The organism is Streptomyces sp. NPDC002911 (assembly GCF_053591835.1).
This window is the reverse complement of sequence record NZ_JBSFUO010000002.1, coordinates 96,867-112,449: the sequence shown is the minus strand read 5'-3', so window position 1 is coordinate 112,449 and position 15,583 is coordinate 96,867. Positions and strand designations below refer to the sequence as shown.

Here is a 15,583-nt window from a genome sequence, read left to right as displayed (position 1 = left end):
GTTACGTCAAGAGACATTCCCGTATTTTTCCGCAGTACCTGGAGGCCCCACCATGACCACCTTCGTGGACCGCGTCGAGCTGCATGCCGCCGCGGGTAACGGAGGCCACGGCGTGGCCTCCGTACACCGTGAGAAGTTCAAGCCGCTGGGCGGCCCCGACGGGGGCAACGGCGGACGCGGCGGCGATGTCATCCTCGTCGTCGAGCAGGCCGTCACCACGCTGCTGGACTACCACCACAGCCCCCACCGCAAGGCCACGAACGGCCAGCCCGGCGCCGGTGACAACCGCTCCGGCAAGGACGGCCAGGACCTCGTGCTGCCCGTCCCGGACGGCACCGTCGTCCTCGACAAGGCCGGGAACGTCCTCGCCGACCTGGTCGGCCAGGGCACCACCTTCGTCGCCGGTCAGGGCGGCCGCGGTGGTCTCGGCAACGCCGCGCTGGCCTCTGCCCGCCGCAAGGCGCCCGGCTTCGCGCTGCTCGGCGAGCCGGGGGAGAGCCGGGACATCGTCCTGGAGCTCAAGACCGTCGCCGACGTCGCGCTCGTGGGCTACCCGAGCGCGGGCAAGTCCTCGCTGATCTCGGTGCTCTCCGCGGCCAAGCCGAAGATCGCGGACTACCCGTTCACGACCCTCGTCCCCAATTTGGGCGTCGTCACGGCCGGTTCGACCGTCTACACCATCGCCGACGTCCCGGGGCTCATCCCGGGCGCCAGCCAGGGCAAGGGCCTCGGCCTGGAGTTCCTGCGGCACGTCGAGCGCTGCTCCGTCCTCGTGCACGTCCTGGACACCGCGACGCTGGAGTCGGACCGCGACCCCGTCTCGGACCTCGACATGATCGAGGAGGAACTGCGGCTGTACGGCGGTCTCGAGAACCGTCCGCGCATCGTCGCCCTCAACAAGGTCGACATCCCGGACGGCCAGGACCTCGCCGACATGATCCGCCCGGACCTGGAGGCGCGGGGCTACCGCGTCTTCGAAGTCTCGGCCATCGCGCGCAAGGGTCTCAACGAGCTCTCGTACGCCCTCGCCGGGATCATCGCCGAGGCGCGCGCCGGCAAGCCGAAGGAGGAGTCGACCCGGGTCGTCATCCGTCCCAAGGCCGTCGACGACGCAGGCTTCACGGTGACCGTGGAGGAGGACGGCATCTACCGCGTGCGCGGCGAGAAGCCCGAGCGCTGGATCCGCCAGACCGACTTCAACAACGACGAGGCCGTCGGCTACCTCGCCGACCGGCTCAACCGGCTCGGTGTCGAGGACGCGCTCCGTAAGGCGGGTGCCCAGGCCGGTGACGGCGTGGCCATCGGCGCCGAGGACAACGCGGTCGTCTTCGACTGGGAGCCGACCATGGCCGCCGGTGCGGAGATGCTGGGCCGACGTGGCGAGGACCATCGTCTCGAGGCTCCCCGCCCTGCCGCGACGCGCCGCCGCGAGCGCGAGTCCGAGCGCGATGTCGCGCAGCGCGAGTACGACGAGTTCGACCCCTTCTAGCCGTCCCGCCGGGTGCCCCCGCACGGCGGGGGTGCCCGGCTCCGGCCCGGACCCGATCAGGATGCACAGCGAACTGCCAGGCAGGGGGCGGTTCCGCGACCGGTGATGTGCGGATTGCGTAACACGTCTGTGGAGTCTGTCACTCCGGTACGGGCCGTCGAGGGCCCAATCTGCCTGGCCAGGCGGTGAACTGTGGGTTTCCCAGAGGCGAGCACCGGTAAACGTCCACCTTGCGAGACGGTCACGGAGAGTGCGACCATCACACTGTTCCCCCCTGTCATCGCAAGGTAGGTCGTCTGTGTCTGTGCCGCATGAAGCCAAGCCCCGGACCACAGCGGTCGTGCTCGCCGGTGGGACCGGTCAGCGTGTGGGACTGTCGATCCCCAAGCAGCTGCTGAAGATCGCCGGTAAGGCAGTCATCGAGCACACGCTGACCATCTTCGAGAACGCCGAGGGCATCGACGATGTCATCGTGCTGATGGCGCCCGGCTTCGTGCCCGACGTCGAGAAGATCGTCGCCAAGGCCGGGCTGACCAAGGTCATCAAGATCATCGAGGGTGGCAACACCCGGAACGAGACCACCGAGCGTGCCATCGCGGCCCTCGGTGAAGGGCTCGCCGAGGGCGAGGACCGTAATGTCCTCTTCCATGACGCGGTCCGCCCGCTTCTGTCACAGCGCGTGATCAAGGACTGCGTCGACGCCCTCGGCCGCTACCAGGCGGTGGACGTCGCCATCCCGTCCGCCGACACGATCATCGTGACCCGCACCCACGGTGAGGACGGCGAATTCATCACCGACGTCCCGGACCGGTCCCGGCTGCGCCGCGGCCAGACCCCGCAGGCGTTCAAGCTGTCCACGATCCGCAAGGCGTACGAGGTCGCGGCCGGCGACCCGAATTTCCAGGCCACCGACGACTGCTCGGTCGTCCTGCGGTACCTCCCCGACGTGCCGATCTACGTGGTCGCGGGCGACGAGTACAACATGAAGGTGACCCAGCCGGTCGACGTCTTCATCACCGACAAGCTCTTCCAGCTGGCCTCCACGGCGGCCCCGCGCCAGGCCGACGAGGCCGCCTACCGCGACCTGCTCTCGGGCAAGACCCTGGTCGTCTTCGGCGGTTCGTACGGCATCGGTGCCGACATCGCCACGCTGGCCGAGCAGTACGGCGCCAGTGTGTACGCGCTGGGCCGCTCCACCACCGGCACGCACGTCGAGAACCCGGAGCACATCGACGAGGCGCTGTCCAAGGCGTACGCCGAGACCGGCCGCATCGACTACGTGATCAACACCGCGGGCGTGCTGCGCATCGGCAAGCTGGCGGAGACGGACACCACGACCATCCAGGAAGCGCTGAACGTCAACTACCTGGCGCCCGTGCAGATCGCCCGTGCCTCGTACAAGTACCTGGCGGAGACCCAGGGCCAGCTGCTGCTGTACACCTCCAGCAGCTATACGCGGGGCCGCGCCGAGTACAGCCTCTACTCCTCGACCAAGGCCGCGATGGTGAACCTCACGCAGGCGCTGGCCGACGAGTGGGCGGGCGAGGGCGTCAGGGTGAACTGCGTCAACCCGGAGCGCACCGCGACCCCCATGCGGACCAAGGCGTTCGGCCAGGAGCCGGAGGGATCGCTGCTCTCCTCCGAGGCTGTGGCGCGCACCTCGCTGGACGTCCTCCTGTCTGCGATGACGGGCCACGTCATCGACGTACGGCAGCAGGACCCGACCCGTGACGTCACCGAAGCCTCGGGATTCGAGCAGGCGCTGGCTTCGGTTCTGGACCGTCAAGAAGATGTGTAATAATTCTTGACAAATGTACTTATACGGGCCTCTGGATTCACCTTTCGGTGAATCCAGAGGCCCGAGTGCGTGAAGCCGCATCTTCACATTTCCCTCTATACGTGAAACAACCGGCACCCCCTGGAGCAGGTTCTTCGTGATTTCGACAGCCATTCGCCTGGCCCGTGTGGGCAGTCGGGCAGAACTGTTGGCAGCAATACTGATGGTGCTGGGTTACCCCTGCGTCCTGGTTGCCGCTCTTCTTCCTGATATCTGGTTCTTCGCGGCGGCCACGGCTGTCACGTACGTCGCGGACAGGTATCTGCACCAGCGAGGCAGCTACCTGATCAACCGGCTCGGCAAGGTGCGGGCGGGGCTGCCCATCCGTTTCCTCCTTCGCCAGCTGTTGATCATCCTGCTGCTGGCCCGGCTGGACCTCGCCGAGGAACCGCTCTTCTACGCGGCAGTCGCGTGCTTCCTGCTCTTCTACGGCCTGCAGGCCCCGCACGGCGCGCTGACCACGCTCATCCGGCTGCGCCGCAACCTGCCGATCGTCACCCGTAACGTGGACCTGCACGCCGTCCGCATCCCCGACGCCCCGCCGCGCTTGCTGCTGCACCGCTCCAGCGAGAAGATGCTCCACCTCGACCTCCCCGCGGTGGCAGGCGTCCTGGTCGCCGCCGGGACGGGCGAAAACCTCATCGGGTACATCGGCGCCGGTGTGACCTTGCTGCTGGCTGTCGGCTACAACGCCCTGCTCGTGCCGTATCTGCGCCGGAGCCGGCGGGCGCCGTCGGCCCCCGCGGTGCTGAAGGCCCTGGACACCTGGCTGAGCGAGTACCAGCCGACCGTCGTGCTCTACTTCTCCGGCTCCAGCGAGTCCGCCTACCAGGGCAACATGTGGCTCGACACCATGGCCGCCGTCGAGGGGCGTCCGCTGATCGTGATGCGCGAGCGCAACCTGGTACCGCAGCTCGCGGACACCTCCGTCCCCGTGGTCTGCGTGCCCGCCGGCACCCACCTGATGAACCTGAACCTCTCCACCGCCCGGGTGTGCCTGTATCCGGCCAACGTCGGCAAGAACATCCACATGCTGCGTGTCCCGACCATGAAGCACGTGTTCATCGGCCACGGCGACAGCGACAAGCTGGCCAGCGTCAACCCGTACTCCAAGGTGTACGACGAGGTGTGGACGGCCGGCCGCGCGGGCCGCGACCGGTACGCCCTGGCCGACGTCGGCATCCGCGACGAGGACATCGTCGAGGTCGGGCGGCCGCAGCTGGCGCCGATCGAGAGCTGGACCGGCACCACGAAGAACCCGATCCCGACGGTGCTGTACGCCCCCACCTGGGAGGGCTGGGACGACAACCCCGGCAACACCTCGCTGCTGCTGGCCGGTGAGAACATCGTCCGCCGTCTGCTGAACGCGGACAGCCCGGTCCGGGTCATCTACAAGCCGCACCCCTTCACCGGCATTCGCAGCGCCAAGGCCAAGGCCGTCAACGCCCGGATCAAGGCCCTGGTCGTCAAGTCCACGCAGGACCGCGCCGCCGACCCGCGCTGGGGGAAGGAGGCCTCGGCCGCTGCGCAGGGGCAGCGCGCGGCCAAGGCCGAACTGGCGCGCATCGAAGCCCGTCTGGCCGAGCTGGCGAAGCCCGGCCGTGCCGGGGGTGACGAGTCGGAGGAGTCGCGGGTCGCTCTCGCCGACCCGGCCCGCAAGGCCGAGATCGCCACGCTGCGGGCCGAGTGGAACGACGCCTACTGGCGTTCCTTCGGCTGGTGGGAGCACAAGACGGTGACGGGCTCGCAGCCGAAGCTGTACGACTGCTTCAACCAGTCCGACGCCATGGTTTCGGACATCTCCAGTGTGGTGTCCGACTTCATCGCGAGCGGCAAGCCGTACGCGGTCACGGACTCGGCGGAGCTCGGTGCGGAGGAGTTCAAGCGCCAGAACACCGCGGTACGGGCGGCCGTCATCCTCTCCAACGGCGCGGAGAAGATCGACGAGCTGCTGCGCGCCGTGGCGGACCCGTCGGCGGACACGCTCGCCGAAGCCCGCCACGAGCTGAAGACCTACCTGCTGGGCCCGGACGAGCCGACCTCCATGGAGCAGTTCAACGCCGCCGTGCATGCGCTTGCGGCCAAGGCCGAGGCTCGCAACGCGGGCGTCGCCCAGCTCATCGGCGGGCAGCAGCCCGCCACGCTTCCCGACCCCGAGGCGGCGTCCAGTGGTGCCGGGGACGGAGTGGCGGAGCTCGTCGCGGAGGCCGAGGCCGCGGTCGACCCGGACGCGCCGTCCCCGGATGCCGACGCGGGAATCGGCACAGGTCCTTCGGCTATCCGCTGACGGTGATCGACTGGCGGTGATCCGCTGACCGCAGCGTGACCGGCCGACGGCGAGAAGTGGCGCCGTCGGCCGGGACCGGAGCTGACAGCCGGTGTCATCCAATTGACATCCAGTTGTTCGAAATGTGTCCGACTAGTGGCGCAACCTACTCAACGGCCCGTCCGTCTTCTCCTCGGGGAGGGGAACGTACGGGCCGTTCGGCGTGTCCGTGCATAGAACGGGGCGTGTAGCGTCGTACTAGCGTTTCTCCTTATTTGTACGTTTATGTGTGAACCGGGGAGAGATGAGCACCACCACACCAGATGTGACCGTCATCATCGGCGCCTACGAAGCGATGCCCTACCTGATCCGCTGCCTGGAGTCCGTCGAAGCGCAGACGCTTCCGGCCGGGCGCATGGAGATCGTGGCCGTCGACGACGGGTCCACCGACGGCACGGGGGAGTACCTGGAGGAGTTCGCCGCCCGGACCGCCATCGACATGCGCGTCGTGCGCCAGGAGAACTCCGGTGGTCCCAGCGGCCCGCGTAACGTCGGGCTCGGTCTCGCCCGTGGCCGGTACGTCTTCTTCCTCGACGCGGACGACTACTTCGGGGAGGAGGCCCTGGAGCGGATGGTCGCGATGGGCGACCGGGCCGGCACGGATGTGGTACTCGGGAAGGTCGTCGGCGTCAACCGCGGAGCGGCGAAGTCGATGTGGAAGCAGACGGTCGAGCGGGCCGATCTCTACTCCTCCAACATCAAATTCACTCTGAGTGCCCAGAAGCTGTTCCGGCGGGACCTTCTGGTGCGGCTGGGGATGAGGTTCGACGAGGAGCTCAAGACGGGTGAGGACGCGCTCTTCACCATGGAGGCGTATCTGCGGGGCAACGGTGTCTCCGTCGTGGCGGACTACACCTGCTACTACCTGGTGGGCCGGGACGACGGTAAGCACGTGACGAAGAGCGGCAGTTACCTGCTCCGCTTCGATTCGGCCCGGGCTCTGACGGGCCTCATCGCCGCTCATGTCCCGCCGGGGCCGAAGCGGGACGTCCTGATGGTCCGGCCGTTCGTCATCACCCTGCTCCCGCAGTTCGGGACCGCTCTGCTGCGGCAGTCCGACGAAGTGCGGAAGAAGAAGATGGAGCTGGCCGCGCCACTGCTGGAGAACTACTGGTCACCGGGGCTGGCCCGCCGCCTCAAAGTCCATGAGCGGCTCCGGCTGATATGCGTCTCGGAGGGCAGGCTCGACCTGCTTCTGGACATCCTGGAGTTCATGAGGGACGAGAAGAAACCCCGCGCGGTCCGCAAGGGGCTCCGAGGCCGGCTGTATCTGGTCTACCCGCACTTCGGTGAGAGCCCGGAGCTGCCCCTGTCGGCGTACGAGATGACCGTGACCGAATGGATCGGCAAGAAGCGGATCGAGGTGCCGGGGCGCCAGTCCACTGCCGCCTTCATGCGGCGACTGGCAGGCAAGGCGCGCAGGACGGCCCGGTCCGCGGGCCTGCACAGACCGCACCGCGCCCACAAGGTCTGAGGCGTGCGCGGTGCGGCAGTGAACGTGATCGCTACCGCTCGGGGCGCAGCAGCCTCCGGACCGGGCGCCCTACCACGCGCCGGGCGCGCCGGTAGGCGGACGGCCACGAGGCTGTTCCCTCGCCCGCCTGCACCTTGATACTGACCGGGCCGGTCCTCTTCTTGAGCTGGCTGCGCAACTGGGCGTTCTGAGCGGCCAGTTCATCCATCCGGCTCTGCATGAAGCTGAAACGGCTGCTGAGTGAATCGAGGTCGGTCCCGGTCCACGGGCGGACGGCGGGCGGGAGGGCGAGCTGGGACATCCGGGCGTCGAACGCCGTGCCGCCGTCGCCGTGATGGAAGGTGTTCTCCAGGCCGTTACGCTCCATGAAGCCGGTGAAGCGGAGAAAACGTTCCTTGTGGCCGTTCACCAGCTCGCCGAAGTCTGCCGCCTCGTACAGCTCGGCGGGGTCGATGTCCCTGGGCGTCTCGGAGATCTTGCGGTGCGGGATGCCGAAGTACCGGCAGAGCTCCAGGGTCCGCGAGTCGCTGCAGAGCACGGTGCTCGGGACGCCGGCCAGCAGCGCCGCTATGTTGCCGTGGATGCGCGAGCCGAACGAGAAGTCGAACGCGCGCAGTTCGTCGATCCAGGTGGCCGGGTCGACGTAGAGCCGGACCTTGCCCTCGCGGTACATCGGGTGGGACGGGTGGGTCGGCATGGAGGTCTGCGCCCCGATCGGGTTCGACGTCTCCCGCCAGTGGAGCAGTTGGGCCTCGAGCAGGTTCTGGCCGACGAACCGCAGATGCGGATAGCGCTCGTGGGCCTGGCGGATGATGGCGTCGAGACCGTGCGACCGTACGGCGCTGTGCGAGCCGTTCACCGAGATGCGCGATTCCGCGGTGAGCGACTCGGACTTCTTCTTGAGCGTGAACGTCTCACCGTTCATGAACATGGAGGGGCAGCCGATGACCTCGACGTCCCGGAAGCCCATGTCCTTCAGGTACTGCTCGGTGAACTCGCCCCGCACACCGATGGACGCGCTGCGGTCGAGTACCTCGGTGACGAATTCCCTGACGGTCGGCTCCATCGGCTTCAGCCGGGCCGCGTCGTACTGGAGGTCGGCCTGCGCGCCGACGCCCAGAACGACGACGGGGATGCGCAGCTTCTTGATCAGCTGCGTCATCCGCTTCAGGGACCGCTCGAAGGTCGGGCGGAACGCGTTCGCCAGTGGCACGACGAAGACGTCGAACTCCTCGTTGATGCGCTCGGCCGCCGCCTGCTCCGTGCGGATGCCGTTGGAGGAGACCTCTGTCCGCGGCGTCGTCAGAATCTTGTGCGCCGCGTCACTGAAGATCAGGTTGCCCGCGTTGGTCGCGAAGACGTCTCTGTCGAGGGACTGTTCGAGCGAAGCCACCTCGAAGGGGCTTTTGCCTGATCTGAGGAGAATGCGCCTCTGGCGGGTGTGTTCATCTGTCACGTAAGAGAGGGTAGCCCTATGGGCGACGAGTGGAGATTACGTAATTACTCCATTCGAGGGCGTGTCGAAACGTGACCTGAGGCGGTTGGCTGGTGTAATGAGGGCTGCGCGGTGACAGGAACTGAGACGGCGCGGTACCGACCCCGCCCCTCGCGTAGATTGAGGCGAACCGAGCAGGTCGACGTGATGGGGACGGGCGTACGTGTCAGGGGCAAGGGAATCCGAAGGTGCGGCAAGGGAACCCGAAGGCGCGCTCCGCACACCCGCTGGGGGCGGCGAGGGGCGTAGGCGGGGTGTGACCGACGCCCGCCGGATCGTGGTCAAAGTCGGGTCCTCCTCACTCACCACCGCGGCGGGAGGGCTCGACGCCGATCGGGTGGATGCGCTCGTCGACACGCTCACCAAGGTGAGGAGCGGCGGGGAGCGCGAGATCGTCCTCGTCTCCAGCGGCGCCATCGCGGCGGGCCTCGCCCCGCTCGGGCTCGTCCGCAGGCCCAAGGACCTGGCCCGGCAGCAGGCCGCGGCCAGCGTCGGCCAGGGGTTGCTCGTCGCCCGCTACACCGCATCCTTCGCCCGCTACGGAGTACGGGTCGGGCAAGTGCTCCTGACCGCCGACGACACCAGTCGGCGCGCTCACTACCGCAACGCCTACAGCACGCTCGAGCAGCTTCTGGAGATGGGCGCGTTCCCCGTCGTCAACGAGAACGACACGGTGGCCACCGACGAGATCAGGTTCGGGGACAACGACAGGCTCGCCGCGGTCGTCGCGCATCTGGTCCATGCCGACCTCCTCGTGCTCCTGTCCGACGTCGACGGCCTCTACGACGGGGACCCGAGCACGCCGGGCACCTCTCGCATCGCCGAGGTGAGCGGACCGGCCGACCTGGAAGGCGTCACCATCGGCAGTGCGGGGAAGGCGGGCGTCGGTACCGGAGGCATGGTCACGAAGGTCGAAGCGGCACGGATCGCCACCGCTGCCGGGATCCCGGTCGTCCTCACCTCGGCGAGCCGCGTCGCCGACGCCCTCGCGGGGCGCGACACCGGCACGTACTTCCACCGCACCGGGCGCCGTTCGGCGGACCGGCTGCTCTGGCTCGCCCACGCCTCGACCCCGCAGGGCGCCCTCATGCTCGACGACGGGGCCGTCCGCGCCGTCGTCGAGCGCCGTACGTCGTTGCTGCCTGCCGGAATCTCGGCGGTAGAGGGCGAATTCTCCGCAGGGGACCCGGTCGAGCTGCGGGACCCTGCCGGCCGGGCGGTCGCCCGCGGGCTCGTCAACTTCGACGCCAAGGAGATCCCCCAGCTACTCGGCCGGTCCACTCGCGATCTCGCGCGTGAACTGGGCCCCGCCTACGAGCGGGAAGTCGTACACAGGGACGATCTCGTCGTCCTCACGCCCCGCCAGGCCCCCTGAAACGGCTGAAAGTCCAGCCTTCGGGCGGAGACCTTCACGAAAACCGCCCCACGCCCGGTCGCGGGCTGCTCAACTTTGTCACAGGGACACAAGGGGTCAGCACAGCTACGCATTCACAGGAGGCCGCCGGTGAGACGAGCGCGCCCGGGGGCGCCGCCCCGCGGAACGGGCAGTCGCGCCCTGACCAGCGTCGGAGCGGGATCCGGCTTCGTCGGTACGCCCACCGACCAGACCCTCGAGCAGGAACCGGTGGTGACGGACGAGGAACTGACCCGCTCCAAGCTGTGGCACATCACCCTCAGTGTCTCCGGCACCGAGACGCCGCTGAGGGAGGTCAGGCGCGGGCTGGAACAGCTGGCGCACGATCATCCGTTCCTGCTGACCAGCCGGTATGCCGGTGACCATGCGGAGATCCGCTACTGGGAAGAGGCCCGGGACCTTCACGACGCCGCCGCGGTGGCGCTGCGGCTGTGGGGCGAGCACCGCTCCAGCGCGAAGCTTCCGCCCTGGGAGATCGTCGGCCTGGAGGTCATCGACCGGGAGACGTACCACCTGCGTATCGCCGAGGGCTACGGCCCGCCACCCGCCGCCCCCGTCGGGGTGCATCCGTACTGACCGGGCGTAACGGACCAGGTGCACCGGCCCCGGGGCCCGTCGTACCGGGCCCGGTGCGCAGCCACCGATACGCCTGTCTCGCATGACGGGAAACGTGACGGATGTCCGCGGCGTGCGCACTACCCTGCGGGCATGACCACGCTTTCGCCGTACGACAACATGTCCCCGGTCGCCCAGGCCGCTTACCGGGCACGCGCCGCCGCCGACGACATCGCGCCACTCCCGCGGGCGGCGAAGGACGACGCCCTGCTGGCGATCGCGGACGCGCTCGAGGTGCGCACCAGCGAGATCGTCGAGGCCAACGCCGAGGACGTCGCGAAGGCCAGGGAGGCCGGGACGAGCGAGTCGATCGTCGACAGGCTCACGCTCACCCCGGAGCGGATCCGTGCGATCGCCGCGGACGCGCGGGACGTGGCGGCGCTGCCCGACCCGGTCGGCGAAGTGGTCCGGGGCTCCACCCTGCCCAACGGTATCGATCTGCGCCAGGTGCGGGTGCCGCTCGGGGTGGTCGGCATCATCTACGAGGCCCGGCCCAATGTGACGGTCGACGCGGCCGCGCTCTGTCTGAAGTCGGGCAACGCGGTGCTGCTGCGTGGATCCTCGTCCGCGTACGCCTCGAACACCGCACTCGTGCGGGTGCTCCGCGACGCGGTGGGCGGGTCCGGTCTGCCGGCGGACGCCGTGCAGCTCGTCCCGGGCGAGAACCGCGATTCGGTGCGCGAACTGATGCGGGCCCGCGGCCTCGTCGACGTACTGATCCCGCGCGGCGGCGCCTCCCTGATCCGTACGGTCGTGGAGGAGTCGACGGTCCCCGTCATCGAGACCGGCACCGGCAACTGCCACGTGTACGTCGACGCGCAGACCGACCTCGGTATGGCCGTCGAGATCCTGATCAACTCCAAGGCGCAGCGCCCGAGCGTGTGCAACGCCGCCGAGACCCTCCTGGTCCACAAGGACGTCGCCGCGGACTTCATGCCCCTGGCCCTGGACGCACTGGCCGCGGCCGGGGTGACGGTGCACGGCGACGAGCGGGTGCTCGCGTACGCCGAGGGGTCCAAGGCCACCGTCGTGCCGGCGACGCCGGAGGACTGGGAGACCGAATACCTCTCGTACGACATCGCGGCCGCGGTCGTCGAGTCGCTGGAATCCGCCGTGGCGCACATCCGGCTCTGGTCCTCCGGCCACACCGAGGCGATCGTCACCACCTCACAGGCGGCGGCCCGCCGGTTCACCCAATTGGTGGATTCCACGACGGTCGCGGTAAACGCCTCCACGCGCTTCACGGACGGCAGTCAGTTCGGATTCGGCGCGGAGATCGGCATCTCGACGCAGAAGCTGCATGCCCGCGGACCGATGGGGCTGCCGGAGCTGACATCGACGAAGTACATCGTCACCGGCGACGGTCACATCCGTTAGCGGGGGCGCCCCCGGCGGGGCGGCCAGGCGTCGGTCGGCCAGGCGTCGGTCGGCCGGTGGATGGCGGCGGGGAGTTCGCGGGCTCCCTGCCGAAATCGTGCCGCCGGGGCTACGCTGAAGTTGTGCCGGACGACGTGGGGGGCAGGCCGTTCCCGGACGGCTGGGAGCCCGACGACGACCGCGGAGGCGCGGACGAGGACTTCGCCTTCGTGGCGTTCGACGAGGACTTCGTCCGGTCCGCCGCGATCCACGAACCCACCGCGGTCGAGCGTCTGCTGGCCGCAGCGGAGGCCCGCGCCGAAGCCGAAGCGCGCAGGGCGCGTTCGGGCGGCGGTGCTCCGGACGACGACCTCTACGACGACGGCTACGGCCCGGACGGCGTGTACGGCCGCGAGAGGGCCTTCGGTGACCCGTACGACCCCGATGACCCCGACGGCCTCCACGGGGGCGACGACGGCCCCTACGGGCGGCATGGTGGCTCTCTACGTCCTTACCGAGGTGCGGCTCGGTGGCACCGGTCGGTCGCCTGGCTTCTGGCCCTGCTGATGGCCATCGGGATGGTGGCGCTGGCCTTCAGCGCCGTGTACCGAGGCGGTGCGGAAAACCGGCAGGACCAAGTGCCGCCCCCGGCGACCAGCGGAGTCGACAAGCCGGGCGCGGCCCCCTCCGCTTCCGCCGACTACTCCCGCCCCGTGGTGTCCGCCGTTCCTCGCACGCCTTGAGCCCGTCGCGGGGGAGGCGGGACCTCGTGTCTCCCAGCTGCCCACCCGGCGGCGCTCCACCTGCGCTCCTACCCTCAGGGCGTTTACCTTGATGACGATCGACCCTATTTGAAGGTATGACCCCGTCTGTGACCTGTGACCTGTGACCTGTGACCTGTGACCTGTGACCCGTGACCCCCCTCCCCCCGTCCCCGTCCCCGGGGAGAGGGCCAGCCACTTGTCCATGTGCCGAACCCGTGACGGACCGGTCCGCCCGACGCCAAGCGGCTGAGGCGGATCCCAGCGCCAGCCCCCGCCGGTGGCGCCGAGGATCGGGAGAAGTCATGACACGCCGCGGTAAACCGCCGGAAGGGCCGCCCGACGACCCCTCGGGCGGGGAGGACGAGTACCGCTCACTCGTCTTCGACGAATCCTTCGTCCGCGCTGCCCGGCTGCAGGAATTCTCCGCCCAGGAGCGCATGGGTGATCACGCGCGCGCCGTACGCTCCCTCCCCGGCCGTGGCACCCGCCGACACCGCTCCAGGGCCGGCATCGCTCTTGTGCTGCTGATCGCCCTGGCATTCGCCACTGCCGTCTACATCGGCTTCCGCAACCCCTATCCGGCCCCCGTCGGCAGGCGGGCCGAACCGCTCCGGACCACGATGGTTCCCCTTGCCCCCCAAGGCCCCGTACCCGGAGGGACCGCCGCATCGCTCCTCGCCGACGGCCCGGCCGCGGGGTATCGCACCGGCGCCTCGGGCATCAACCTGCCGTCGGTCCGGCGGACGAAGAACTTCTCGGACAGCCAGGTCACCATCGCCCTGACCACGATCAAGGACTACCTGGTGGTCTCCTCCCTCGATCCCGACGTGCTCACCGGCGGGGTACTCCGACCGGTGGGGCGGCTGCTCGACCCCGACCAGACGGCGCAGTTCGACCGGAGCATGGACTCACCGGCCGACGACGGTGAGCACAGCGCGACCGGCTGGCTGGTGCGCTTCGACCCGGCCGAGGTGGAACTGGCCGACCCTGGCATCCGGGTCCACGGCACCCTCTCCTACACGGAGGTGGGGGCGGACACCCTGGAGGTGGTGTCCGACCACACCTTCACCTACGCGCTGCGGCCCGTCGTGTCCGGTTCCCACCGGGCCGACGGCACCTCGCTGTTCACCGTGCGTCGCGTCCTGCACTTCCTGCTCGACCGGGAAGACATCCGGCTGCATCGGTTGGAGGTCCGCAGCGCCTACGTCCAGGCCGGTCCGCAGTCGTGCTCGGCAGGGAGAACGGGTGCTCTGCACCCGCTGCTCGCAGGTGAACAGGCGGACGACCGGGGCCCCGCAGGCACCGACCCGTACGCCACGGGTGTGCCCGCGGCGGCCCTCTGCGGCACGTTGACCGTCAGCTCGCCGACTCAGGGCCCTCCTCGGGGCCCGGACGCCGCCAGGTCCCCTCGGAGTCGTCCGTAGCGTCCGAGGCCGGTGCATCACCCTTGCCCGCGGCGCCACCGCCACCGGCGCTCCCGCTGCTCCCGCCGCTCGCGCCAGTGAACTTGTCCCGGAGCTTGCCTCCCAGATCGCCCGCACCACCTGCGATGTCACCGACGAGCTTCATCAGCGGGTCCTTGCTGGTGCGCACCGTGTCGGCGTAATGCGCCGCGGACTCACGGAAGGAGTCCGTCACCGATGTGTCGTTGTCCTCGTCACGCCTGGGGTAGTGGCCGTCCATGATGCGCTGGAAGTCCCGTGTCTCCGACCACTTCTTCAGCTCGGCCGCCCGGACCGTGGTGAACGGATGCGTTCGGGGCAGCACATTGAGGATCTTGAGTACGGAGTCGCGGAGGTCGCCGCCCTTCTCGTACTCGTCGGCCTGGGCGAGGAAGGCGTCGACATTCATCTCGTGGAGATGATTGCCGCCGGCGATCTTCATCAGCCCTCGCATCGAGGCACGCAGATCCTGTCCCACCAGCAGCCCGGCCCGGTCCGCGGAGAGCTCCGACTTGCGGAACCACTCACGCAGCGCGGTCACGATCGCCATGATCGCGACATTACCGAGCGGGATCCACGCCACCTTGAGCGCGAGATTGGTGAGGAAGAGCAATATCGTGCGGTACACCGCGTGACCGGAGAGGGCATGGCCCACCTCGTGGCCGACGACGGCCCGCATCTCCTCCTCGTCGAGCAGTTCCACCAGCCCGGTCGTCACCACGATGATCGGCTCGTCGAGGCCGATGCACATGGCGTTGGGCTGCGGGTCCTGGTTGACGTACATCGGCGGGACCTTCTTGAGGTCCAGGATGTAACAGGCGTCGCGCAGCATGTCGTTGAGATGAGTGAACTGGGCGTCACTCACCCGTACGGAGTCCGACAGGAAGAGCAGCCGCAGACTGCGCTCGGGCAGCAGGCCGCTCAGTGCCTTGAACGCGGTGTCGAAACCGCTCAGCTTGCGCAGGGCCACCAGGGCCGAGCGGTCCGCCGGGTGCTCGTAGGCCCGCGAGGAGATGTCCGGGAATCGCCTGCGCTGCCTGCTCGGCGAGCTTTCGTGACTGGTGTCGGTCATAGGTGGCCCCCTGTTCGTACGAGACGTTGCTCGTCCCCCTGGCAAAAGCCAGCGTATGCGCTGGAGCTACGGTGTGCGGGGGGGCTGTGGATAACTTTGAGGAGCGCCCGGAATGCCGCACACCGCCGTCATACTTGCCGCCGTGTCCGAGGGCCAGGGGCCGGGCGACACGCTCCGCGTCGTGCTGCTCGTCGCGCTCGTCGGAGCCGCCCTGCTCGCCTGGTTCCTGCTGCGCGGATATCGCAATGACGGCACCAACGACTGAGTCGGCGTGAGCGTGCCCGTGGCGCCCGCATACG

Annotated in this window: 12 protein-coding genes; 10 read left to right on the top strand and 2 right to left on the bottom strand. The window is 68.9% G+C overall.

The window, feature by feature from the left end; genetic code table 11:
- Positions 1-52: 52 nt before the first annotated feature.
- From obgE to ACWD04_RS03455, 4 genes are all read left to right on the top strand, one after another.
- Complete coding sequence (gene obgE / locus ACWD04_RS03470; RefSeq protein WP_451127638.1) at positions 53-1,489, top strand: GTPase ObgE; 1,437 nt, start codon at positions 53-55, stop codon at positions 1,487-1,489.
- 298 nt (positions 1,490-1,787) lie between these two features.
- The gene (locus ACWD04_RS03465; RefSeq protein ID WP_451127636.1) at positions 1,788-3,287 is read left to right on the top strand and encodes an SDR family NAD(P)-dependent oxidoreductase; all 1,500 of its coding nucleotides are present in this window, start codon (positions 1,788-1,790) and stop codon (positions 3,285-3,287) included.
- 136 nt (positions 3,288-3,423) lie between these two features.
- Positions 3,424-5,613, top strand: coding sequence for a hypothetical protein (locus tag ACWD04_RS03460; RefSeq protein WP_451127634.1), 2,190 nt, complete (start codon positions 3,424-3,426; stop codon positions 5,611-5,613).
- A gap of 283 nt (positions 5,614-5,896) precedes the next feature.
- On the top strand, positions 5,897-7,126 hold the full coding sequence (locus ACWD04_RS03455) for a glycosyltransferase family 2 protein (protein ID WP_451127632.1): 1,230 nt from the start codon (positions 5,897-5,899) through the stop codon (positions 7,124-7,126).
- A gap of 31 nt (positions 7,127-7,157) precedes the next feature.
- On the opposite strand, the gene ACWD04_RS03450 is transcribed toward ACWD04_RS03455, so the two are convergent.
- Positions 7,158-8,582: a polysaccharide pyruvyl transferase family protein gene (locus ACWD04_RS03450; RefSeq protein ID WP_451127630.1), complete on the bottom strand. Its 1,425-nt coding sequence runs from the start codon at positions 8,580-8,582 to the stop codon at positions 7,158-7,160.
- Between the two features lie 295 nt (positions 8,583-8,877).
- Between ACWD04_RS03450 and proB the strand changes: the two genes are divergently transcribed.
- The 5 genes from proB (at position 8,878) to ACWD04_RS03425 (ending at position 14,194) form a co-directional block, all read left to right on the top strand.
- On the top strand, positions 8,878-9,996 hold the full coding sequence (gene proB, locus ACWD04_RS03445; RefSeq protein ID WP_451127628.1) for a glutamate 5-kinase: 1,119 nt from the start codon (positions 8,878-8,880) through the stop codon (positions 9,994-9,996).
- Between the two features lie 129 nt (positions 9,997-10,125).
- Positions 10,126-10,611 carry a hypothetical protein gene (locus ACWD04_RS03440; protein ID WP_451127626.1) on the top strand — a complete coding sequence of 162 codons (486 nt, stop codon included), beginning with the start codon at positions 10,126-10,128 and terminating at the stop codon, positions 10,609-10,611.
- A 132-nt stretch (positions 10,612-10,743) separates the two neighbouring features.
- The gene (locus tag ACWD04_RS03435; RefSeq protein WP_451127624.1) at positions 10,744-12,027 is read left to right on the top strand and encodes a glutamate-5-semialdehyde dehydrogenase; all 1,284 of its coding nucleotides are present in this window, start codon (positions 10,744-10,746) and stop codon (positions 12,025-12,027) included.
- 122 nt (positions 12,028-12,149) lie between these two features.
- Complete coding sequence (locus ACWD04_RS03430) at positions 12,150-12,749, top strand: SCO2584 family spore wall biosynthesis protein (protein ID WP_451127622.1); 600 nt, start codon at positions 12,150-12,152, stop codon at positions 12,747-12,749.
- A gap of 323 nt (positions 12,750-13,072) precedes the next feature.
- A complete protein-coding gene (locus tag ACWD04_RS03425) occupies positions 13,073-14,194 on the top strand; it encodes an SCO2583 family membrane protein (protein WP_451127620.1) in 1,122 nt (373 codons plus the stop codon).
- Here the strand turns inward: ACWD04_RS03425 and ACWD04_RS03420 are convergent.
- Positions 14,127-15,284, bottom strand: a complete 1,158-nt coding sequence (locus ACWD04_RS03420; protein ID WP_451127618.1) for a M48 family metallopeptidase — start codon at positions 15,282-15,284, stop codon at positions 14,127-14,129. The two genes, ACWD04_RS03425 and ACWD04_RS03420, sit on opposite strands and share 68 nt — an antisense overlap.
- 112 nt (positions 15,285-15,396) lie before the next feature.
- Between ACWD04_RS03420 and ACWD04_RS03415 the strand changes: the two genes are divergently transcribed.
- On the top strand, positions 15,397-15,549 hold the full coding sequence (locus ACWD04_RS03415) for a hypothetical protein (protein ID WP_451127616.1): 153 nt from the start codon (positions 15,397-15,399) through the stop codon (positions 15,547-15,549).
- The last annotated feature ends 34 nt before the right edge of the window (positions 15,550-15,583 follow it).